General features: G+C 44.1%; 15 protein-coding genes. 10 read left to right on the top strand and 5 right to left on the bottom strand.

Going from position 1 to position 23,590, the window contains the following annotated elements; genetic code table 11:
- Window positions 1-24 precede the first annotated feature (24 nt).
- From AB5443_RS17815 to AB5443_RS17805, 3 genes are all read left to right on the top strand, one after another.
- On the top strand, window positions 25-1,590 hold the full coding sequence (locus AB5443_RS17815) for a DUF4874 domain-containing protein (RefSeq protein ID WP_195663054.1): 1,566 nt from the start codon (window positions 25-27) through the stop codon (window positions 1,588-1,590).
- 88 nt (window positions 1,591-1,678) lie between these two features.
- Window positions 1,679-4,006, top strand: a complete 2,328-nt coding sequence (locus AB5443_RS17810; protein ID WP_368113780.1) for a beta-galactosidase — start codon at window positions 1,679-1,681, stop codon at window positions 4,004-4,006.
- Window positions 4,007-4,094: 88 nt separating this feature from the next.
- Entirely contained in the window at window positions 4,095-6,215 is a 2,121-nt protein-coding gene (locus AB5443_RS17805) for an alpha-N-acetylglucosaminidase (protein ID WP_368113781.1), read from the top strand.
- A gap of 200 nt (window positions 6,216-6,415) precedes the next feature.
- Here the strand turns inward: AB5443_RS17805 and AB5443_RS17800 are convergent, their stop codons facing one another.
- The 5 genes from AB5443_RS17800 to AB5443_RS17780 all read right to left on the bottom strand — a co-directional run bounded on the left by AB5443_RS17800 (window position 6,416) and on the right by AB5443_RS17780 (window position 14,380).
- Complete coding sequence (locus tag AB5443_RS17800; protein WP_044656051.1) at window positions 6,416-6,862, bottom strand: hypothetical protein; 447 nt, start codon at window positions 6,860-6,862, stop codon at window positions 6,416-6,418.
- A 61-nt stretch (window positions 6,863-6,923) separates the two neighbouring features.
- The gene (locus AB5443_RS17795; protein WP_368113783.1) at window positions 6,924-8,030 is read right to left on the bottom strand and encodes a DUF6340 family protein; all 1,107 of its coding nucleotides are present in this window, start codon (window positions 8,028-8,030) and stop codon (window positions 6,924-6,926) included.
- Between the two features lie 161 nt (window positions 8,031-8,191).
- Window positions 8,192-11,512, bottom strand: coding sequence for a preprotein translocase subunit SecA (secA, locus tag AB5443_RS17790; protein ID WP_195408376.1), 3,321 nt, complete (start codon window positions 11,510-11,512; stop codon window positions 8,192-8,194).
- Between the two features lie 106 nt (window positions 11,513-11,618).
- Window positions 11,619-13,193 carry an alkaline phosphatase family protein gene (locus AB5443_RS17785; RefSeq protein ID WP_022137665.1) on the bottom strand — a complete coding sequence of 525 codons (1,575 nt, stop codon included), beginning with the start codon at window positions 13,191-13,193 and terminating at the stop codon, window positions 11,619-11,621.
- Window positions 13,193-14,380, bottom strand: coding sequence for a DUF4105 domain-containing protein (locus AB5443_RS17780; protein ID WP_022137664.1), 1,188 nt, complete (start codon window positions 14,378-14,380; stop codon window positions 13,193-13,195). The genes AB5443_RS17785 and AB5443_RS17780 overlap by 1 nt, the downstream gene beginning before the upstream one ends.
- Before the next feature lie 362 nt (window positions 14,381-14,742).
- On the opposite strand from AB5443_RS17780, the gene AB5443_RS17775 reads away from it, so the two are divergent.
- The 7 genes from AB5443_RS17775 (at window position 14,743) to rlmN (ending at window position 23,584) form a co-directional block, all read left to right on the top strand.
- Window positions 14,743-15,531 carry a type III pantothenate kinase gene (locus AB5443_RS17775; RefSeq protein WP_073347857.1) on the top strand — a complete coding sequence of 263 codons (789 nt, stop codon included), beginning with the start codon at window positions 14,743-14,745 and terminating at the stop codon, window positions 15,529-15,531.
- Entirely contained in the window at window positions 15,518-16,789 is a 1,272-nt protein-coding gene (locus AB5443_RS17770; RefSeq protein ID WP_073347858.1) for an OmpP1/FadL family transporter, read from the top strand. Before AB5443_RS17775 ends, AB5443_RS17770 begins: the two co-directional genes overlap by 14 nt.
- A gap of 63 nt (window positions 16,790-16,852) precedes the next feature.
- Window positions 16,853-18,178, top strand: coding sequence for a hypothetical protein (locus tag AB5443_RS17765; protein ID WP_044653368.1), 1,326 nt, complete (start codon window positions 16,853-16,855; stop codon window positions 18,176-18,178).
- A gap of 43 nt (window positions 18,179-18,221) precedes the next feature.
- Entirely contained in the window at window positions 18,222-18,836 is a 615-nt protein-coding gene (gene lptC / locus AB5443_RS17760) for an LPS export ABC transporter periplasmic protein LptC (RefSeq protein WP_368113785.1), read from the top strand.
- 53 nt (window positions 18,837-18,889) lie between these two features.
- Window positions 18,890-20,146, top strand: coding sequence for a hemolysin family protein (locus AB5443_RS17755; RefSeq protein WP_368113786.1), 1,257 nt, complete (start codon window positions 18,890-18,892; stop codon window positions 20,144-20,146).
- A gap of 119 nt (window positions 20,147-20,265) precedes the next feature.
- Window positions 20,266-22,407 carry a peptidylprolyl isomerase gene (locus tag AB5443_RS17750; protein WP_368113788.1) on the top strand — a complete coding sequence of 714 codons (2,142 nt, stop codon included), beginning with the start codon at window positions 20,266-20,268 and terminating at the stop codon, window positions 22,405-22,407.
- 142 nt (window positions 22,408-22,549) lie between these two features.
- Entirely contained in the window at window positions 22,550-23,584 is a 1,035-nt protein-coding gene (gene rlmN / locus AB5443_RS17745) for a 23S rRNA (adenine(2503)-C(2))-methyltransferase RlmN (RefSeq protein ID WP_368113886.1), read from the top strand.
- Window positions 23,585-23,590 lie beyond the last annotated feature (6 nt).

The raw sequence follows: 23,590 nt of genomic DNA, 5'->3' as shown, positions 1-23,590 counted from the left end.
GTGAAAATTAAAAGTATATCAATCATGTTAATCAATATAAAGAAAACTATGACCCTATTATCTACCTTATTATTAGGTATTATGTGTAGCTTTTGCTCTGATACGATAGATGTGTATGCAGGACAGTATGGAGAGGAAGAGGGTACGAATGAACCGGAAACTCCGGAAGTTGTAGGTAAAATCATGCATATCGATCCATTGAGAAATCCCGATAGAGGATTTCATTTGGAATGCAATCTACTTGCCGATGAGATGAAGAGTCCGTATAATGAATATGAGGTCTACGGTGAGGACTTATATACGAAGAAAATAGAGCAGTTCGATGCGAAAGGTGATGATCTGACTCTTGTACAGCAATATATCTATTTAACAAAGTGGGTGAGTAAAGACCTTGACGATGAGGCTTTGAATAATATCCGCAAGGTGTTTGAGTTGATGAAAGCGCAGGGATATAAGGCAATCCTTCGTTTCGCATACAATCATGCGGGATTGAATACTTCCGGTGGTGAATCCAAACAATGGATTCTCAGACATATTGAACAACTGACTCCTTTGTTGAATGAATATATCGGTCAGATCGCTACGGTGCAAGTTGGTTTTATCGGTGCTTGGGGAGAGTGGCATACGTCTCCGTTGGTGAATGATCAGGATGCAAAAAATGCAATTGTCAGTGCGTTGCTAAGGGCTTTGCCTGTTCCGTATTGTGTAGAAATGCGTTATCCGAACCATAAGAAAGCACTGACATTGGAGCAAGAAGAATATCGCGGACGTATCGGTTATGCGAACGATTATTTTACGGCCGGTGAACATTCTCACGCACCGGGCAATGATTTTGTTCCTAATACGGATGATTATAAGCAGATAACAGAAGAAGTAAAAGCGAATAACTTCTATATGAGTGGTGAAATCCCTTATGATGAAGATACTGAATGGGGATTGTCCGCACTGATTACTCCGATGAAGTCATTGCGTATTTTGCGTGAGCACCGTTATTCGGCTTTTGATGTGACACAGAATTTTGCTTTGAATATCATGAGCTGGAAGCAAGTGAAAGTATATCCGTCTTTATTGAATGATAATAACATTCTCTTTGATGAGAGTTACTTTAAGGATGCCGAAGGCAATGACGTAGTCCGTTCATTCTATGAATTTGTGCGCGACCATTTGGGCTATCGTCTGAATCTCCAAAGTGAATCGAAAGTAGAGGCAAAGGATGGTAATCTGGAATATGACCTGACGATAACCAATACAGGATTTGCTACGGTGATTAACCCGAAAGAGGTTTATTTAGTGCTTGTTTCCGGTGACGGTCAGGTGGTAAAAGAGATAAAACTGGATGTAGAGCCGAAAAACTGGATTCCTTCTACCAATGAAGAACCGAATAAGGCGGCGGAGTATTCCATAAAAGGAAGTACGGCTGCCGGATTGAGCGGGACATATAAGGTAGGAATCTGGATGCCGGAGAAAGTTGACGATTTGAAATACAATCCGGTTTATGCCATAAAGTTTGCTCTGACAGAGAAACTGACTCATTGGTATGATGATGCAGGAAAGTATGCCGTGAATATTTTTGGTGAGGTTACATTCTGATAAAGATTGATGAATACTCCGGTCGGACGGATAAACTTTAGTGAGGCCGACCGGAGTATTTAATATTTATGATATAGTTTGAATGAAGATGAATAAAAATCGAAATAAGGTATTTATTATACTTAACTTAATTGTATCATTTTTTATTTCTGCCTGTTCCGCCCCCACGGAACAGGTTAAAATAGAAAATGGCACTTTTAATATCAACGGGAAAGATGTGCAACTGATTTGCGGAGAAATGCACTATCCCCGTATTCCACGCGAGTATTGGCGTGACCGTTTGCACAGGGCACGTGCAATGGGGCTGAACACTGTCTCTGCCTACGTCTTCTGGAATTTCCATGAACGGCAGCCGGGTGAGTTTGACTTCAGCGGGCAGGCGGATATTGCCGAATTTATCCGTACGGCACAAGAAGAAGGTTTGTATGTCATTCTTCGTCCCGGCCCATACGTATGTGCGGAATGGGATTTCGGCGGCTATCCTTCATGGCTTCTGAAAGAGAAGGATCTGGTTTATCGCAGCAAAGACCCGCGTTTCTTGTCCTATTGCGAGCGATATATCAAGGAACTCGGCAAGCAATTGTCCCCTCTGACTATCAACAATGGCGGTAATATTATCATGGTGCAGGTAGAAAATGAATACGGTTCGTATGCGGCAGATAAAGAATACCTCACGGCTATCCGTGATATGCTTCAGGAAGCCGGATTCAATGTTCCGTTGTTCACCTGTGACGGTGGCGGACAAGTGGAAGCCGGACATATTGACGGTGCATTGCCTACTTTGAACGGTGTATTCGGCGAGGATATATTTAAGATTGTAGACAAATATCATCCGGGGGGGCCGTACTTTGTGGCGGAGTTTTATCCGGCCTGGTTTGATGAATGGGGAAAACGCCATTCATCCGTTGCCTATGAGCGTCCTGCCGAACAATTGGATTGGATGTTGAGCCATGGCGTATCTGTCAGCATGTATATGTTCCACGGGGGAACAAATTTCTGGTACATAAACGGTGCTAATACTAGCGGAGGATTCCGTCCCCAACCTACCAGTTACGATTATGACGCTCCGCTTGGAGAATGGGGTAACTGCTATCCGAAATATCATGCATTCAGAGAAGTGATTCAGAAATACCTGCCCGAGGGGACTGTATTGCCGGAAGTGCCTGCCGATAATCCGACCACCACTTTCGCTACAGTCGAATTAAAGGAAAGTGCTCCTTTGACTACCGCTTTTCATCAGACTACACAATCGGAAGAGGTACTGTCAATGGAAGACGTGGGAGCCGATTTCGGATATATCCACTATCAGACTACAATCAATACACCGGGAAAACAGAAGCTGATTATTCAGGATTTGCGTGATTATGCCGTTATCCTGATAGACGGCAGACAAGTGTCCAGTCTTGACCGCCGTTATAATCAGAACAGCACGACACTGGACATTCATAAAGTTCCCGCTACGCTCGAAATTCTGGTTGAAAATACCGGACGTGTCAATTATGGCCCCGATATCCTTTTTAACCGTAAAGGGATTACAAGTCAGGTGCTTTGGGGAAATGAAAAATTGACAGGCTGGTCTATCACCCCGCTTCCACTTTATAAAGAAGAGGTATCTTCTCTGGCTTTCGGAAAAGAAATCAAAGGCGTTCCGGCATTTCACAGGGGAACGTTCATGATAGAAAAAGAAGGCGATTGCTTTGTCGATATGAGCCAGTGGGGTAAAGGGGCTGTTTGGGTAAACGGTAAATCGTTGGGACGTTTCTGGAATGTCGGCCCTCAACAGACCCTCTATATACCTGCTCCCTGGCTGAAAACAGGCGAGAATGAGATTGTTGTTTTCGAAATGGAAGATACGGGAAAGAGGAGTTTACGGGGATTGGATAAACCGATCCTTGACAGTTTGGGCGTGGATAAAAACAAGCCGGAGAAACAGCTACGCAACCAGACAGGCAGTCCGATTCTGGAAGAAGGAGATATTTTGCTGAAAACCACCTTAACGGAGACGAACGACTGGCAGCAATTTGATTTGCCGGTTGTGAGCACTTTGCGCCATTTCTGCATTGAAACACTTTCTTCATATACGAAAGACAACCAGGCATGCATCTCGGAAGTTGACTTGTTGGATGACAAGGGGCAACCGGTTGATAAGACCAAATGGGAAGTTGTTTATGTAAGCAGCGAGCAGGCAGATAAGAATCTGGGCGTGGTGGAGAACTTGTTCGACGGGGATATTTCTTCATTCTGGCATACTGATCCGGCAACGGAATCCGGACAGCCACACTGTATCATTATTGACTTAAAGGAAATCTATAAAATATCAGCTCTTCGTTTCAAAGTCCGTAAAGGTTCTTTCTTGTCAGGGAAGGTAAAAGAGATAAATGTATATGGTCGTCCGCAATTCTTCTTGTTTCATTGATTTACTTGTTTCATAGATTAAAAATGTACATGAGATGAGAAATATGATTTCTATTTGCTATCTTTGGCAAATCTAAAAAAACACGATTATGAACATACGTATTTTGATAACCTTATTAATTGGAGTGACTTTGTTTTGTAGCTGCCGGCCTAAGCAGTTGCCTGTAAATTCTTTGGCGGAGCGTGTAACGGAAGGAACTTCGAAAGATCGGATTCTTTTTCAGGTGATACCGCAACAGGATAATCTGTCTGAAGACTATTTTGAGATAACTCCCAAAGACGGCAAAGTCCTGATAACCGGAAATTCTGACCTGTCATTGGCAACGGGATTAAACTGGTATTTGAAGTATGTGGCGGGCATCCACCTTTCCTGGAATAATCCAACGCAAAAGTTACCGGAAGCATTGCCTCTTCCCACGGAGAATATCCGTCAGAAGACGGATATGAAGCACCGTTACTATCTGAACTATTGCACCTATTCCTACTCTACAGCCTTTTGGGATTGGGCACGTTGGGAGAAAGAAATCGACTGGATGGCCATGCACGGAATCAATATGCCTTTGAGTGTCACAGGGATGGAAGTGGTATGGTATAACCTCTTGAAACGGGTGGGATATACCACGGAAGAGATTAATAAATTCATTTCCGGTCCCGCCTTTATGGCTTGGTGGCAGATGAATAATTTGGAAGGGTGGGGTGGCCCTAACCCCGACAATTGGTATCGGCAACAGGAAGCACTTCAAAAGAAGATCGTATCCCGTATGCGGGAACTGGGCATCGAACCTGTATTTCCCGGATACTCAGGAATGGTTCCTCGTAACATCGGTGAGAAACTGGGTTATCAGATTGCCGATCCGGGCACCTGGTGCGGATTCCCTCGTCCGGCTTTCCTCTCCACAGAAGACGAACACTTCGATTCCTTTGCAGCTATGTACTATGAAGAGTTGGAGAAACTCTATGGAAAGGCCAACTATTATAGCATGGATCCCTTCCATGAAGGTGGCAATACGGAAGGGGTGGATTTGGCGAAAACAGGTACCTCTATCATGGCAGCTATGAAAAAGGCGAATCCCGAAGCCGTGTGGGTGATTCAGGCTTGGCAAGTCAATCCACGTCCGGCGATGATTGATACCTTGAATGCCGGCGATATGATAGTGCTCGATTTATATAGCGAGAAACGTCCTCAATGGGGCGATCCTGATTCGGAGTGGTGTCGGGAGAAAGGTTTCGGCAAGCATGACTGGCTTTATTGTATGTTGCTCAACTTCGGTGGAAATGTGGGCTTGCATGGCCGGATGGACCAACTCGTCAACGGATACTACGATGCCCGCGCACATGCCAATGGAAAAACAATGCGTGGGGTAGGTACAGTGCCCGAAGGAATAGAAAACAACCCGGTGATGTTTGAACTTCTTTATGAGTTGCCCTGGCGTGAACAGCGGTTCTCTTCCGACAAATGGCTGCAAGCATATCTGCAAGCCCGTTATGGTGGTGAAGTACTGCCGGAAGTGGCGGAAGCTTGGCGCACCTTACAACATACAGTCTATAATGCCCCGAAAAACATTCAGGGAGAAGGCACTATTGAGTCTTTGCTATGTGCCCGTCCGGGATTTCACCTCGACAGGACATCGACATGGGGATCGGCAAAACTTTTCTATTCTCCCGATTCCACGGCAAAGGCTGCCAATCTATTACTTGCAGTAGCCGACCGGTATAAAGGAAACAACAACTTTGAATATGATCTGGTGGATATCGTACGTCAGAGTAATACAGATAAAGGTAATGCATTGCTCGAAGACATCTCCCAAAGTTATGACCGTAAAGACAAAGAGAATTTCCGGAAGCAGACACAGCAATTCCTTGAGCTCATCTTGTCGCAAGACAGTTTATTGTCTGTCCGGAAAGAGTTCTCCGTATCTTCTTGGCTGGCTGCCGCACGTTCTTTAGGTACTACCGACGCAGAAAAGAAACTCTACGAATGGAATGCATCCGCGTTAATCACAGTGTGGGGAGACAGCATCGCTTCCAATCAGGGTGGTTTGCATGATTATTCTCATCGTGAATGGAGTGGTCTTTTGAAAGATTTGTATTATCCGCGTTGGAAAGTTTTCTTTGAACAGAAACAACAGGAACTGGACGGTAAATCTGCCGGTGAGGCGATTAATTTCTATGGAATGGAGAGAGCTTGGGCGGAGAAGATTGGAAAATAATAGAATTGCGAAAACTTATCAATATGAGTGAGTTACATTTAAACTTATATCGAATTCACGGTACTCAACTGTCTATATAGTGATTGATAGGTTCCATATAAAAAATAATCGGAAGCAAAGGTAGGAGTGAAATCCTGTTTGCTTCCGATTATCATTTTATATGGAAATCTGATGTTCTTTCTTTCGAAAGTTTTAGAAAATTATTTTTCCAGCAACTCTTTCAGAAAATCATCCAACTCTTTATCCAATCCTTTCAGTAGCTCGTCATTCACCAGTATCGTATCATCGTCCACCAGCAATAACTCAGCCACCGTTTCCTTATCCTCATCCACTAGCACAAACGAGTAAGGTTTCAGAATCGTAACCTTGTCGAAGTCACCCGCATCTTTCATCCTGCAAAGGATATTGCGCAGGGAAGGTTCCACGTTTTCCAGGAAATCATCACTGTCATATGTAGTCCATTCTTCTATCATGATGTTTGCCAATTCTTCATCATCATCGTTGCAAACAGTCAGTTGTCCCGAAGCTTGGTCCGGTTGAAGATGGATGTCAGTAACAATAGTTTGTTCGCAGTTACATGTATATTTAGCGACTGCCTTTTGGATAGCCGCTTCGATAATAGATTGTGATTGTTGGCTCAATTTCATGGGTTCCTTCTTTTTGTTAGTTCAAAGGTATAAAAAAAATAAGATTTGATACACGATTTTCTTAAAAATCGTCATTAAATCGACTCATTTGCATCTTTAACTTAGGTAATTGGCTATTTCTCTCCTTCAACTCCGCCAAATACAGGCTGGTGAGATAATAATTCGGCACATCGTCAATGGTGGCATGCATATTATCCGATACATTTTTTTTCTCAATCTTCTTGGCTAACTGCTGTGCTTTTTCAGCCCATTCCTGCGCTTGGGACAAACTGTCTTTCATTTCATAGTAAACCGCAATATTAAGAGCAGCCCGCATTTTCTTCTTTTCACTTTTCGTACCTTCGAAAGCCTGGCGCCATAGTTCGTATGCGTCATCCCACGAATTTTCGCGTACATAAACGGCTGCGTCCCGCATTGGTACCGAACCGCCGGTATATAGATACCGTGTTCCTTTTTTCCACACCGGAACAATATACTTCACCGGAATCGTTCCTGCAAATTCGGCGGCTTCCTGCAACATTTCCTTATCGGAAATCATATGTGTGGCAGCTTCTACTGCCGAAGCACCGAATTCTTCCCAAAAGATGCTGTCGTTAGGGTGAAGCGTATTCATCGGTCTGCTCCGTTCGGGCAGGTAAATTCTGACAGTAGGATAAGCCTTGACATCCACAGCCCCTTGAAAACAATTGAACTCATCCAGATAACGGACAGTCTTCGTCGCTTTGAGTTGTAGATTTTCTACGGCAATGATTAAATCCACCCCTAAATCCGAAGCTAGTTTGCGGACTTCTTCCTGGCTCAACGTACTTTCACGAGCCAACTTGTCGTTTGCCCGCAAAGCAGAATCACAAATTACCACTTCATCAAAGTAGTTCTGATGCGCAATCTCTTCAGCCAGCGACTCTGTTGCGACTTTAGTATCTCCATTCACATAAGCCGCTGCGCGGCTTACTATCGGCGAGTTCTCTTTGATTTTATCAGATTGCGTTATTAGTTTGTTATCCGGCGCATTGCTGGTGTTATTCACAACTGCCACTTTTCGAAGTTGCGGTGGGAAGCTAAGGTCTGCCGGTTGCAGGTAGTCAATGGAAATCTGCTCCAGGCTTTGGCAACTACTCAATGCCAACAGGAACAAAGAAACGAAAGCCAGTGAATAAGATTTTGCCATAGTTTTGTTCTCTTTAGTAATTTGAACAAAAGTACTATTTTGAAAGAATAAAAGAAAGTCTCAAACAGTTTTTAACCGTTTGAGACTTTCTTTTATAAATAGAGAATTAAGAAATAGAAACCTCTTGTTTCTCAATTTTTAATTTTCAATTCTCAATTTCTTTAAACGTTTTTACCGTGACAGTTTTTGTACTTCTTACCGCTTCCGCATGGACAAGGATCATTGCGTCCTACTGTCTTTTCCGCGCGGATCGGTTCGCGCTTCTGCTGTTCGCGGGTATCCTGGTTGGCAGCAGCCTGTTGGTTAGGATCAGTCAAATCCTGCTTGTTCTCACGATACTTGCTCATGTCCTGACGTTGTTCGGGAGCGGCCTGACGTACTTCTACACGGCGTGCAGCTTGTTCGTCCGGAGCTTCCTGTACAGGAATTTGTCCGCGCATCAAGATAGATACAGTCTGGTTATTAATCTTGTTAACCATGGCGTCAAACAAAGTCACAGACTCCAGTTTGTAAATCAACAGCGGGTCTTTCTGTTCGTAGCTGGCATTCTGTACGGAATGTTTCAGTTCGTCCAGTTCGCGCAAATTCTCTTTCCATGCCTCGTCGATGACGTGAAGCAGAATTGACTTCTCGAATGCTTTCACCACTTCTTTGGATTCCGATTCGTAAGCCGCTTTCAGGTTACAGGAGATATTGTACATACGTTTGCCATCCGTGATAGGAATCAGGATGTTCTCGTACATATGTCCTTGGTTCTCATATACCTGCTTGATAACCGGATTGGCGATTTGAGCCAGACGTTCAGTCTTGCGCTTGAAGTTTTCCATGGCGATGTTGAAAGTCTTTTCAGCCAACTTATCCTTCTTCTCGTTGCGGAACTCTTCTTCGGTGAACGGAGTTTCCATAGCCAACGTCTGAAGCAGTTCCATCTGGCAGCCTTCGAAATCATTGTTTTCGATAGCGTTGGCGCAACGATCCCAAATCATGTTCACGATATCCATACCGATACGTTCACCCATCAAAGCGTGGCGGCGTTTCGTATAAACAACGGTACGTTGCTTGTTCATTACGTCATCATATTCCAACAGTCGCTTACGGATACCGAAGTTGTTTTCTTCCACCTTCTTCTGTGCACGCTCGATAGAGTTGGAAATCATCTTGTGTTCGATCATCTCGCCTTCCTGGAAACCGAGTTTATCCATAACGCTCGCGATACGGTCGGAAGAGAACAGACGCATCAGGTCATCTTCCAGTGACACGAAGAACACGGAAGAACCTGGGTCACCCTGACGTCCTGCACGACCACGCAACTGGCGGTCTACACGGCGTGATTCGTGACGTTCCGTACCGATAATAGCCAAACCGCCCGCAGCTTTCACTTCCGGACTCAGCTTGATGTCGGTACCACGACCTGCCATGTTGGTAGCAATCGTTACCGCGCAACTGAAACCGGCTTTCGCTACAATCTCAGCTTCTTTCTGGTGCAACTTCGCATTCAGCACACTATGCTCAATCTTACGCATGGTAAGCATCTTGCTCAGCATTTCGGAGATTTCTACCGAAGTAGTACCTACCAGTACCGGGCGTCCTGCCTGAACCAATCGCTCGATTTCTTCGATTACAGCTTTATATTTTTCACGTTTAGTTTTGTAAACGCGGTCATTCATATCCTTACGGGCAATCGGGCGGTTGGTCGGGATTACGACTACGTCCAATTTATAGATGTCCCAAAGTTCGCCTGCTTCCGTTTCGGCGGTACCGGTCATACCGGACAGCTTGTGATACATACGGAAGTAGTTCTGCAGAGTAATCGTGGCGAAAGTCTGCGTAGCAGCTTCCACTTTCACACGTTCCTTAGCTTCAATAGCCTGATGTAAACCGTCAGAGTAACGGCGACCTTCCATGATACGGCCGGTCTGTTCGTCTACAATTTTCACTTGTCCGTCGATAACTACATATTCATCGTCTTTCTCGAACATCGTGTAAGCCTTCAGCAACTGGTTGATCGTGTGTACGCGTTCCGATTTAACCGCATAGTTAGTCAGCAACTCATCCTTCTTCTGAAGTTTCTCTTCATTAGTCAGGTTCGGCACATTTTCCAGTTCCGAGAGTTGTCCGGCGATATCGGGAAGAACGAACAAGGTCGGGTCTTCAGAATTACCGGTAATCAGGTCTACGCCCTTATCTGTCAGGTCTACACTGTTCAGCTTCTCGTCGATAACAAAATACAACGGGTCAGTAACTTCGTGCATACGCTTATTGTTCTGCTCCATGTAGATTTCTTCCGTCTTGAGCATACCGGCCTTGATGCCCTGTTCACTCAGGAACTTGATTAAAGCCTTGTTCTTCGGCAGACATTTATGGCTACGATATAAGGAAAGGAATCCTTCTTCTACCTCTTTCTTGTCATTCGATGCGATCAGCTTCTTGGCTTCTGACAGATATTTGGTTGCTAGAACTTTCTGTGCTTCTACTAGGCGTTCTACCAACGGGCGAAGTTGCTCGAACAGTTGGTCGTCACCCTTTGGCACAGGGCCGGAGATAATCAACGGAGTACGTGCGTCATCGATCAATACGGAGTCAACCTCATCGACGATAGCGTAGTTGTGCGGACGCTGTACCAGGTCTTTCGGGCTGATAGCCATATTGTCACGCAGGTAGTCAAAACCGAATTCGTTGTTCGTACCGAACGTAATATCAGCCATATATGCCTGGCGGCGGGCATCAGAGTTCGGTTGGTGTTTATCAATACAGTCCACGCTCAAACCGTGGAACATATAAAGAGGCCCCATCCATTCGGAGTCACGTTTTGCCAGATAATCATTCACGGTTACCACGTGCACACCGTTTCCGGTCAATGCGTTCAGGAATACCGGGAGAGTAGCTACCAACGTCTTACCTTCACCGGTTGCCATTTCCGCAATCTTACCTTTGTGCAGAACGACACCACCAAACAACTGTACGTCATAGTGAACCATGTTCCACACCGTGTCGTTGCCGCCGGCTAGCCAGTGATTCTGATAAATCGCCTTGTCACCTTCGATGCGGACAAAATCCTTTGTAGCAGCAAGCTGACGGTCGAAATCCGTAGCAGTCACTACGATTTCCTCATTTTCTGCGAAACGTTTGGCAGTTGACTTCACGATGGAGAAAGCGACGGGCAGAACTTCGTCCAGCGCTTTTTCATATTTTTCCAGAATTTCCTTTTCTGTCTTGTCTATTTGTGCAAAGACTTCTTCGCGGTCTTCCAGTTCGATACTTTCGATACCCGCTTTCAATTCTTCCACTTTCGCACGTTCGGCGGAAGCCGATTCATAGATGTATTTTTTGATTTCTTCCGTTTTGGCACGGAGTGCGTCGTTGTCCAGTTTTTCAATCTCCGGGTAAGCAGCTTTAATTTTCTCTACCCAGGGTTTGATTTCTTTCATGTCTCGCGTGGATTTGTTTCCGAAAATCGAGCTTAAAATTTCATTAAATCCCATGTTATATAAGTATGTTTATTATTTATCTATTTAAGAATTCTTGCGCAAAGTTACATTAAAATGCTGATTTATTAATGTTTTGCACCCTGTTTTTGTGAGTAAACTTTTACCGTAAGTCGGTAATGGGTGCAGCCGAACAGGCATTGGGAGCCCGGATGCGCATGAAATGTGCCAGTGTAGGCGCGATATGTTCAATAGTTACAGGAGTCTGTATGATAGCCGGTTTCACCGAGTGACCGATGAAAATCAGCGGTGAAGGAATAAAAGAATGGCGTACTACTTTGCTTTCACTGGTGTTTTCGTCCACCATTGTCCATCCGGGAAGGACGTCAATCACCAGGTCGCCCGAACGTTTGCGATGGTATCCGTTACGTATCTTGTAAATCTCCGGTGTCCATGAACCCAATAAAAGCCTGTTGGCGGAGTACGCTTCGTTCACTCCGCTGAATTGCATGAGGAATTCGGCGGACTTCTCTTGTACTTCCGTCAGGTTCAGTTGTTTTTGTTCCAGTAGCTTATGGTTGAGGTAAATCTGCTGGTTATGATACGTTTCCACGTATTTGCCTTCACCATACGTAGCCATCAGGTACATATTCAACAAAGCTGCGCAACGGTTGAGATAGAACTCTCCGCCGGGAATCTTATAAAGTCCCGAATCGGCTGATTCGCTGTCCGTATATCCGGTGGAAGTGACGAAAAGAAGTACATTTTGCAGACCTACTTTCTTGTCGAGCAATTCGAGCAGGTTGGCAATGCTGCGGTCGAGACGTACATACGTATCCTGCATTTCCATGGCACATTCCTGTACGGATTTATGTGCATAGTTACCGGCATAATAGGTCAGTGCCAATAAGTCAGTTATGTCATCCATGCCGATTGAACTTTTGTTCAGTGCTTCTTCGGCAAGAGCGTTTACTTCATCGTTCACAAAAGGGCTTGTGATGAAACGTCGGTACTTATTGTTACGGTCATCGTCAAATTTATATTTGAAAACCATGTCCCGCCAATCTGGCAGGAAAGTGTACATCCCACGTGGAAAAACAGGCTCCCAAGTTATGTTTGCAATACGAAAATCGACAGCTTGGCGGTCATTGTACTGGCTTGCCCACCAGGGAAATTCTCCATAATAAGTGGTTCCGCTCCATTTTCCCGTATTGGGATTCATCCAAAAAGCACCGTTTCCGGCATGTCCGGCAGCAAGAATAGCCGCGTCGCATTTAGGGGCGATGGCATATACAAGCCCTTTGCCCTGCGTCGCTATTTTAAGCTCGTCGGCAATGGTAGAAGTTAGTAATTTGCCGGGCGAACACGTTTGGTCGGTATAGTAACCCATGAAGGCCGTATCGTCCGTGCTGTTGACAGGACGCAGGGTAGATGCGTCCATCCATCGTTTGGAGATGATTCCGTTCATGGAAGGAGTCGTACCGCTGTAAATGGCAGCTATGGCCGAGGCACGGTCTACACCGCTGAAAGTATATTGGGCATTATAGAACACTCTTCCCTCTTTCCAAAGGCGCTTGAAGCCTTTCTCGCCATAGAGTGACGAAAATGCTTCCAGGTAATCCGTACGCAGTTGGTCAATAGTCAGCCCTACCACAAGTTTAGGCGCGGTAGGTAACGACTGTGCTTGCAGTCCTGTGAAGGTGAGTACGGTGATGAGGGAAGTTAGTAGTCCTTTCATTATTTCTTTTTAGATGTCACTATTAAGTTGCTCGCTGAACGTATCAGCAAACAGAGTGCCAAAGGTACAACAGCAAAGTCAAATCTCTGCGGAATTAGTGGAAAAAGCACTATAAAAAGTGTTAAAACGACTAGATTCAGGGTTAAATACCAACATTTCTTCCCTTTTCGGTCACAATAAATGATATATGGCAGGAAAAGAAGTTGTCCCGGATGGAACACCAGCAATAAAAAATTGGAGCTGACAGCCGGATGTTCAGAGAAGAGGGCAAGAAAGGCAAGAACGCATCCCACGATACCTGCCGCACCGAAGAGAAGTAGATCGACACCCCATAATCCGGTTCTTCGCCGGATGCCGTAGATGGTAGTACCGGCCGTTAATATAAATAGGAGTAACGCACATTGCAGAGGAGTGGGTATCCATCCGCTTTCATCCTCTTCGGGAGTTGCGTCAACGATCAATTCACTGGCTTCTGTAAGCGGGCGTTGTATGGAGTCATTCTTAATCTGTGCCCCGGCAAAGGCATCCATCAGATAAAAAGGCGCAAACATCATCTGTCGTTGCGTGATAGGTTGGTCTGCTTCGCTTCCGATACATAAGTCAATGCCGAAACGTGCCCACGGATGTCCTTTGCAATATTGATGTACAATATCACGGAATGAACGGGAACCGTCCTGCGGTTCAGTGGGATAAATCACTTTGCCTGCAATGCTTTCCTCTATCTTGTCACGGGGACGGGTAGCACAATTGTCGTAAAAAAAATTATAACGGTACACCCTGTTTTCAGGGCGGTGATTCTCTTGTAATAACCGGATTAGGTCGATTTTTTCTTCATTAGTCAGGTTCAAGGTCTGTTGCCACACGCTACGTCCGAAGAAAGCATATTCCCCTGCAAAATGGGAGTAATTGGTGGCTCCCAGTTGATAATCTGTCTCTCCGAGAGAAAAACGGAAAATGAAGTTTGGAGTATCGAAGCTGAATAAGCCGTAGTTGAAAACAACGTCTACACCCTGTGAAGGATTTTCGTAACGGATAGCTGTGTGTCCGAACAAGGAATATATCTCTTCTCCGGGAGCGCAGGTCAGCAGGCTGAGACGGATGGAGTCATTGCTGTTGGCAGTTGTTTGTCCGCAGGGCAGAAGCAACAGAAAAAGAGAAAAGATTGAATATAAAAAAGACCGTTTCATTAGTAGGCTCGTTTTATTTTTGCGGCGAATATACAAAGAATTGTTGGATTCGGGAAACAGAGCGTCTGTTTTATCTGAATAGAGCGTCTGTTTGGGGTAAATAGACGCTTCGTTTGGATGCAACAGAGCCTCTGTTTGAGGGGATATTTGTAAACTGGTAGCGTAACGCTTTGCGTAACACTGAATTTGCATTGCAATGCATTGTAAATTAATGGTTTGTATGTGGCGAAAAATAACGTGCGTAACGCTTTGCGTAACACATTATAAACAATAAATAATAAAATATCTATTTAAAAATAGATAGTTCGATTTTCGCAATAACCGGATTTTCTAAAATGAAAAAACAAGATAATTCCCTCTATATGCTTCAATTTCTCTTTTTTTACTTTACCTTTGCGCCCGCTAAAGATGAAAATGCATTGAATTTAATTATCGACATAGGAAATACAATGGCGAAAGTCGCCCTCTTCAATAATGGGGAGATGGTGGAAGTGCTGACTGAATCCAATCAATCATTGGATTGTTTGAAAGCTCTTTGCTCCAAATACCCGATAGAGCAGGGAATTGTGGCTACTGTCATTGATTTAAGCGAACGGATACTTGCCGATTTGGCAGCTTTGCCGTTTCCTCTATTGTGGCTCAACTACAAAACGCCCTTACCGGTGGTCAATCTGTACGAAACTCCCGAAACGCTGGGGTACGACCGTATGGCTGCTGTGGTAGGTGCTAATGAGCAGTTTCCTCACAACGATATATTGGTCATTGACGCAGGAACTTGTATCACTTATGAATTTATTGACTCGAAAGGGCAGTATCATGGTGGTAATATTTCTCCCGGCATGCAGATGCGTTTCAAGGCACTTCACCAGTTCACCGGACGCTTGCCCCTGATTGACTCCAACGGGCGTAAACTCCCGATGGGACGGGACACCGAAACCGCTATACGCGCCGGAGTGTTGAAAGGCATGGAATACGAAATTTCAGGTTATATTGAGTCTATGAAGCATAAATATCCTGAACTTTTGGTTTTTTTAACGGGCGGAGATGATTTTTCTTTTGATAGCAGCGTAAAAAGTATCATCTTTGCAGATAGATTTTTAGTGTTGAAAGGATTAAATAGAATTTTAAACTATAATAATGGTAGGATTTAAACACACACTATGTGCGCTTTTGCTCACGATGGTTACCGGAATGGCAATTGCTCAAAATAATACAAACTCTCCTTATACACGATATGGCTATGGCGACTTGTCCGATCAAAGTTTCGGAAATAGCAAAGCGATGGGAGGAATTGCTTTTGGACTCCGGGATGGAGCACAGATCAATCCATTGAATCCTGCTTCGTATACAGCCATTGACTCGTTGACTTTCCTATTTGAAGGGGGTGTCAGTCTGCAAAATATGAATGTTAGTGGCGGCGGTGTGAAACTGAACGCCAAGAACTCTAGTTTCGACTACCTGGCTATGCAGTTTCGTCTGCATCCCAGGATAGCGATGAGTGTAGGTTTGTTGCCATTCTCGAATGTGGGATATTCTGTATCTGACAGTAAAGATGAAAACGGAGTCAGTCAGACCCGGAGTTTTACGGGAGATGGGGGATTGCATCAGCTTTATGGTGGTATCGGTGTAAAAGTACTGAAGAATCTTTCACTGGGAGTGAATGCTTCTTATTTTTGGGGAGATATAACCCGTGCACGTACCATTATTTATCCCGCGACATCGGAATCTTACTCTTATGTACAGCAGATAGGGGTTTCTGTTTCGGACTATAAACTGGATTTCGGTGCACAATATACGCAGGAATTAAGTAAAAAACATTCAGTGACTATTGGAGCAGTATTCTCTCCAAAGCATAAACTGAATAATGATTATACTATAACGACACAGGCTAGTACGACCAACAGTAATGATTTGGATGCTACGCTGGAACTTCCGAATATGTTCGGAGTCGGTTTTACATACAATTATGACAGGCGGTTGACAGTCGGCGTGGATTATAGTTTGCAACAATGGTCTAAGGCTAAATTCGGTGTAGCTGCCACAGATGATGCTACGCGTGCAGAGTTTGAGGAAACTTATGCTTATAATGACCGTCATAAAATATCAGTGGGTGCGGAATACATTCCTAATTTAATAGGACGTTCTTACTTATCCCATATCAAATACCGTTTGGGAGCTTATTATACGACTCCGTATTATAAGATTGACGGTAAAAAGGCTGCCCGCGAATATGGCGTAACTGCCGGTTTCGGTTTGCCTGTACCCCGTTCACGTTCTATCCTTAGCATCAGCGGACAGTTTGTCCGTGTGAGTGGACAGGAAACGAATTTTGTGAATGAAAATATCTTCCGTGTGAGTATCGGATTGACGTTCAACGAGCGTTGGTTCTTTAAACGCAGGGTAGAATAATTAAGTTGAAACAAAGTGAGAGAGAATAGACGACTTTATAATAACAACTAAAATTTAAATACAATGAAGATTAAAACGCTTGTGGCTATGTTGGTCCTTTCAGCAGGGGCAACCACTGCAATAGCACAGGATGCGTCAAACTGTAATTCAAACAGTAGTATTTCGCATGAAGCTGTGCGTGCAGGTAATTTTAAAGATGCGTATACTCCTTGGAAAGCTGTGTTGGAAAACTGTCCGACGCTTCGTTTCTATACCTTTACTGACGGATATAAAATTCTGAAAGGCTTGATGGCTCAAATCAAGGACAAGAATAATCCGGAATACCAAAAATATTTTGATGAACTGATGAATACGCATGATTTGCGTATCAAATACACGCCTGATTTCCTGGCTAAAGGAACCAAAGTATCTTCTCCTGAGGAAGCGTTGGGTATCAAAGCGGTAGACTATATTGCTTTGGCTCCGAAGATTGACGTAAATCAGGCTTATCAATGGCTGAGCCAGTCTGTAAATGCAGTGAAAGCTGAATCGGCTGCTGCCACTTTGTTCTATTTCCTGCAAATGTCATTGGATAAACTGAAAGCAGACCCTAACCATAAAGAACAATTCATCCAGGATTACTTGGCTGCTTCTGAATATGCTGACGGTGCTATCGCTGCTGAAACTAATGAAGCAAAGAAGAAAAATCTGCAAGGTATTAAAGATAACCTGGTTGCTCTGTTTGTAAACAGTGGAACTGCTGACTGCGAATCACTGCAAAGTATCTATGGCCCGAAAGTGGAAGCTAACCAAAAGGATTTGGAATACTTGAAGAAAGTAATCGACATCATGAAAATGATGAGATGTACTGAAAGTGACGCTTATCAACAGGCATCTTTCTATTCATACAAAATTGAGCCGACAGCAGAAGCAGCTACCGGTTGTGCTTATCAGGCGTTCAAGAAAGGTGACATTGACGGCGCCGTGAAGTTCTTTGACGAAGCAATAAACCTGGAAACTGATAATGTGAAGAAAGCCGAAAAGGCGTATGCTGCGGCAGCAGTATTGGCTTCTGCCAAGAAGTTGTCTCAAGCCAGAGCTTACTGTCAGAAAGCTATCAGCTACAACGAAAACTATGGTGCTCCTTACATTCTGATTGCTAACCTTTATGCAATGAGTCCTAACTGGAGTGACGAAAACGCTTTGAACAAGTGTACATATTTTGCAGTAATCGACAAATTGCAACGTGCAAAACAAGTAGACCCAAGTGTAGCTGAAGAAGCTAACAGCTTAATCGGTAGATATTCAGGGCATACTCCGCAGGCTAAGGACCTCTTTATGTTAGGTTACAAGCAAGGCGACCGCATCACTATCGGCGGTTGGATCGGAGAGACTACAACGATTCGATAAATGTATGTTGCGAAAACGAAGTAAACGTTTGTTGCATAAAAGCATGAGCATAACAATTGTCCTTGGGACAATTGTTATGCTTCTTTTATTTCCCTCATGCGGCGGTAAGACGAAAGCAGTGGGTGAGGCTATCACCGAACGCGATTCTCTTCCGGCAATGCGTACATTGGGGGTCACTACTCTTATATCCGATTCCGGAGTAACGCGTTATAGGGTGAATACGGAAGAATGGTCGATGTACGACCGCAAAGTTCCACCTTATTGGGCATTTGAAAAAGGAATATATCTGGAACAATTCGATTCTATCTTTCATGTAGAAGCCAGTATCAAAGCGGATACCGCCTATTATTATAACAAAGAAAGGCTTTGGAAGCTGATAGGGAATGTAGATATACAAAATCGGAAAGGCGAACGTTTTAATACGGAACTGCTTTACTGGAACGAAGCCACCCAAAAAGTATATTCAGACAAGTTCATACGTATCCAACAACCGGATAGAATTATTACCGGACATGGCTTCGACTCCAATCAACAAATGACTGTTTATACCATTCATAATATAGAAGGCATTTTCTATGTGGACGATGAAGCGGGTGGTCCGCCCCAACCGGAAACAAAAGCACTGCCGGATTCTGTGAATAAAGATGCTGCGAAATAGGCGAAGTAATATCAATTGTACCTCGTGAATCGTCTAATCGTAAATCAAAACTTATGAATATTTATATCTCTCTTATAATCACCATGGTCTTCTCCGCTTTCTTCTCAGGAATGGAGATCGCTTTTGTCTCAGTAGATAAACTGCGTTTTGAAATGGAACGCAAGGGCGGAATAACGTCCCGTATCCTTTCTATCTTTTTCAAGAATCCGAATGAATTTATCTCTACTATGTTGGTGGGGAACAATATCGCGCTGGTTATCTACGGTATCCTGATGGCGCAGATAATCGGTGATAACTTGTTGTCAGGATTCATGGAGAATCACTTTCTGATGGTGCTGGCGCAGACCATTATTTCTACCTTGATTATATTGGTGACCGGAGAGTTCTTGCCGAAAACATTGTTCAAGATCAATCCAAATCTGGTTTTGAATGTCTTTGCCGTTCCGCTTATTGTTTGTTATGTCATTTTATATCCTATATCCAAGTTCGCTTCCGGTGTATCCTGTTTGTTCCTTCGTCTTTTCGGAATGAAAGTGAACAAGGACGCGTCCGATATTGCTTTTGGAAAAGTCGATCTGGATTACTTCGTACAAAGTAGCATCGACAATGCTGAGAACGAAGAAGAACTGGATACGGAAGTGAAAATCTTTCAGAATGCGCTTGATTTCTCGAATATAAAAATCCGTGACTGTATCGTTCCGCGTACGGAAGTGGTGGCGGTTGACCTGACTACTTCGCTGGACGAACTGAAAAGTCGATTCATAGAGTCCGGTATATCCAAGATTATCGTATATGACGGCAACATCGACAATGTGGTTGGTTATATTCATTCGTCGGAAATGTTTCGTGCTCCGAAGAACTGGCATGATAATGTGAAACAGGTGCCGATTGTGCCTGAAACGATGTCTGCCCACAAACTGATGAAACTGTTCATGCAGCAGAAGAAAACGATTGCTGTGGTGGTGGATGAATTTGGTGGGACATCCGGCATAGTATCGTTGGAAGATTTGGTAGAAGAGATTTTTGGCGATATAGAAGACGAACACGACAACACTTCCTATATCTGCAAGCAGATTGAGGAACACGAGTATGTGTTGTCAGCTCGTTTGGAAATAGAGAAAGTGAATGAAACATTCGGGCTGGATTTGCCCGAGTCGGACGAATATCTGACGGTGGGCGGGTTGATTCTCAATCAATATCAGAGTTTCCCGAAGTTGCATGAAATCATTCAGGTAGGGCACTATCAGTTCAAGATAATCAAGGTCACGGCGACAAAAATAGAACTTGTGCGCTTGAAAGTCTTGGAATAATAGCGATAATCAAGAAATTTTTGGCTAATAAATAGATGCATATTAGCATTTTTTGTATCTTCGTGCGCTAAAACGACAAAAGAAAGAAATAATAATAAACATAAATCGTATTAATCAAAATGGCAACGTTACAAAACATTAGGTCGAAAGGACCTCTATTGGTGATTGTTATCGGCTTGGCGCTGTTTGCTTTCATTGCGGGTGACGCATGGAAGGTGATGCAGCCGCATCAGGCACATGACGTAGGTGAGGTGAACGGAGACGCTCTTTCCGCTCAAGAGTATCAGAATTTGGTAGAAGAATATGCCGAAGTGGTGAAACTCATGCGTGGAGTGACCGCCTTGAACGACGATCAGACCAACCAGGTGCGCGACGAAGTATGGCGTTCCTACGTAAACAATAAACTGATTGAAAAAGAAGCTAAAGCACTGGGACTGACTGTTTCTAATGCTGAAATTCAGGATATCCTGAAGGCTGGAGTCCATCCTTTGCTGCGTCAGACTCCTTTCCAGAATCCGCAAACAGGAAACTTTGACAAGGATATGTTGAACAAATTCCTCGTTGAATATGCGAAGATGAGCGAATCACAGATGCCGGCACAGTATGCAGAACAATACAACAACATGTATAAATACTGGTCATTCATCCAGAAGACATTGATTCAAAGCCGTTTGGCTGAAAAATACCAGGCGTTGGTTTCCAAGGCTCTTATTTCTAATCCGGTAGAAGCACAGGATGCTTTCGACGCGCGTGTGAACCAATACAATGTATTGCTGGCAGGCGTTCCTTACTCTTCAGTAGTAGACTCTACTATCGTAGTGAAAGAATCGGAATTGAAAGACCTGTACAACAAGAAGAAAGAACAGTTCAAGCAATATCAGGAAACTCGTGACATCAAATACATTGATGTTCAGGTGACTGCAAGCGCTGAAGATAGAGCTGCTATCCAAAAAGAAGTAGATGAAGCAACTGCACAGTTGGCTACTACAACAGATGATTATACATCGTTTGTTCGCTCGGTAGGTTCTGAAGCTCCTTATGTAGACCTGTTCTATAACAAGACGGCATTCCCGTCGGATGTAGTGGCTCGTTTGGACTCTGCTTCCGTAGGTACTGTTTACGGCCCTTACTACAATGGTGGTGATAATACTATCAACTCTTTCAAGATTGTAGCTAAAGCTGCTGCTGCCGACTCTGTGGAATTCCGTCAGATTCAGGTGTATGCTGAAGATGCATTGAAGACTAAGGCTTTGTCAGACAGTATCTACAATGCTCTTAAAGGTGGTGCAAACTTCGCAGACCTGGCTAAGAAATACGGTCAGACAGGTGACTCTAACTGGTTGACTGCCGCACAATATGAAGGTGCGCAGATCGATGGTGATAACCTGAAATTCATCTCTGCTATCAACAGCACAGGTGTGAACGAACTGGTAAACTTGCCGATGGGACAAGCTAACGTAATTCTTCAGGTGACTAACAAGAAAGCCGTAAAAGACAAATATAAAGTAGCTGTTATCAAGCGTGAGGTAGAGTTCAGTAAAGAAACTTACAACCGTGCTTACAATGATTTCAGCCAGTTTATCGCTGCTAATCCTTCTGTTGAGAAGATGGTGGCTAATGCTGAAGAAGCCGGATACAGACTGTTGGATAGGGCTGACTTGAATAGCTCTGAACATGGTATCGGTGGTGTGAGAGGTACAAAAGAAGCTTTGAGATGGGCATTTGATAAAGCTAAACCGGGTGAAGTTTCCGGCTTATACGAATGCGGCGAAAGCGATCACATGATTGTGGTTGGCTTGGTAAACATCAAACCGGAAGGATACCGTCCGCTGAAAGCCGTACAGGAGCAGTTGAGAGCTGAAATCGTAAAAGATAAGAAAGCTGAAAAGATCATGGCTGACATGAAGGCTGCCAACGCAACTTCATTCGACCAGTATAAGTCTATGACTGACGCTGTAAGCGACTCTTTGAAGATGGTTACATTCGCAGCTCCTGCTTACGTATCTGCATTGCGCAGCAGCGAACCGCTGGTAGGCGCTTATGCTTCTGTTTCTGAAGTGAACAAGTTGAGCGCTCCTATCAAAGGTAACGCCGGAGTATTTGTTCTGCAAGTATATGGCAAAGACAAACTGAACGAAACATTCGATGCAAAAACAGAAGAAGCTACATTGGCTAATATGCACGCACGTTTCGCCAGCCGTCTGATGAACGACTTGTATCTGAAAGCAAATGTGAAAGATACACGCTTCCTGTTCTTCTAAGAATTAATCGTATAAACGATAACTGTAAAAGGTCGTTCCTCTTTCGGGAACGACCTTTTTTGTTAACTTTTACATTATCGCTATACGGAAATCGACTTTATTTCCTTACATTTGCAAATATAAACCATGAACGGAAAGAATGATGTCTAAATATCCTCTTTTAGGAATGAACCTTGTGGAGCTTCAATCGTTGGTGAAAAGACTGGGAATGCCCGGCTTTACCGCCAAGCAGATTGTGGAATGGCTTTACGGGAAGAAGGTAACCTCGATTGATGAAATGACTAATTTGTCATTGAAGAACCGGGAGCTGCTCAAGCAGAACTATGAGGTAGGAGCAGAGACACCGGTCGATGAAATGCGCTCTGTGGACGGTACGGTGAAGTACTTGTACAGGGTTGGTGATAGTCATTTTGTAGAATCGGTTTATATTCCCGATGATGACCGGGCGACGCTTTGTGTCTCTTCACAGGTAGGCTGCAAGATGAACTGCAAGTTCTGTATGACCGGAAAGCAGGGCTTTACAGCACACCTGACCGCCAATCAGATAATCAACCAAATCCATTCATTGCCCGAACGTGACAAACTGACCAATGTGGTGATGATGGGCATGGGCGAACCGCTCGACAACCTCGACGAAGTATTGAAGTCATTGGAGATACTGACCGCTTCCTACGGATATGCATGGAGTCCGAAGCGCATCACTCTTTCTACGGTCGGCCTACGGAAAGGATTGCAGCGTTTTATCGAAGAAAGCGACTGTCACCTGGCTATCAGCCTGCATTCTCCGGTGACTGCACAACGTTCCGAACTTATGCCGGCGGAAAAGGCGTTCTCCATCACTGAAATGGTGGAACTGTTAAAAAACTATGATTTTAGTAAACAGCGCCGACTTTCGTTTGAATATATTGTTTTTAAGGGGCTTAATGACTCGCAAGTCTATGCCAAAGAGTTGCTGAAACTTCTTCGCGGATTGGATTGCAGGGTGAATCTGATTCGTTTCCATGCCATACCGGGAGTCAATCTTGAAGGGGCGGATATGGATACGATGACCCGTTTTCGTGACTATCTGACGTCGCACGGGCTTTTCACTACGATCCGTTCTTCAAGGGGAGAAGATATTTTTGCGGCTTGCGGCATGTTGTCGACAGCGAAGCAAGAGGAAAATAATCAGAGTTAATATATA

The organism is Bacteroides sp. RTP21281st1_H5_RTP21281_210402 (assembly GCF_040918965.1).
GTDB classification, from domain to species: Bacteria; Bacteroidota; Bacteroidia; order Bacteroidales; family Bacteroidaceae; genus Bacteroides; species Bacteroides congonensis.
Note: the sequence above shows the minus strand (reverse complement) of the source record. Positions and strands in the feature narration are given on the sequence as shown.